General features: G+C 43.7%; 1 pseudogene. It reads right to left on the reverse strand.

Annotated elements, in window-relative coordinates:
- Positions 1-267 (reverse strand): annotated as a pseudogene (gene flaB, locus CUC53_RS12375) (flagellin B); the annotation flags it as partial.
- Between the last annotated feature and the right edge of the window lie 702 nt (positions 268-969).

The following is a 969-nucleotide window of genomic DNA, read 5'->3' on the forward strand; positions in this document are numbered from 1 at the left end:
CAGCATACCCGTCACCTCATCCATCGCCCCTTCAGCAGTCTGTGCTACAGAAATACCGTCGTTTGCGTTGCGATTACCTTGATCTAACCCGTTAACCTGAGACGTCATTCGGTTAGAAATCTGTAAACCAGCCGCATCGTCCTTGGCACTGTTAATACGCAGACCGGAAGCCAAACGAGTGTAAGAGGTATCCAGTGACTTGGAGCTATTCATCAAATTGCGCTGTGCATTTAAAGATGACGTGTTGGTGTTGATATACATAGCCATAAATATACTCTCCCGAAGAACATTCGACTGCGGACTGCATCGCTTAAACGATGTCCCGCCATTCGTTAAAAAGAACAGGCTGAACAAACCTGTCTCTTATGTTCGGTGTCTGCTTGAACGAACAGACACCCTAGTAGTGCAAACGCTGGACTCCGAACACCCCTCGATTGCTTCGGTATATTTAACGGCAGTACATGGCTGATCTTTAGGATGAAAATTGCCGAAAACGGCAATGTTTATCCGGTACACAGTAAAGAGGTGACAATAGAATCTCGAGACTTTTAACGTTTATAAGACCAGTTTGCACGTATATCTAGACATTAATACGCTCTTTTACAGGTGATTAAATATAATATACAAATCAACAAGATAATGATTTAAAAATCAATTACAGGAGTTGCCTTATTTTTACATCCTAGCTCTCTTACCCAATCTAAGATATCCATTGTACTAGTTAACCATGTGCAATCTAATCAAACGGCAATAATCTCAGTTTTTTGCCGCTCATGACCTTATAAATCCCCTCATATAAGCGAGGTATGGCGTGGGTTCTGGGGTATGATCGTCGGAATTGACCCGCAAATACCTCACCACGCCCCCATGCTTGACCACGCTACGATTCTTCAGCACATCGATGACATGGTAATCCCCCCATTTTTAGGGGCACTCAAAAGTAGAGGTCATGCAGCCTTTGCCAGATGC

The sequence above is a fragment of the Aeromonas cavernicola genome, from assembly GCF_002795305.1.
Classification (GTDB): Bacteria; Pseudomonadota; Gammaproteobacteria; order Enterobacterales; family Aeromonadaceae; genus Aeromonas; species Aeromonas cavernicola.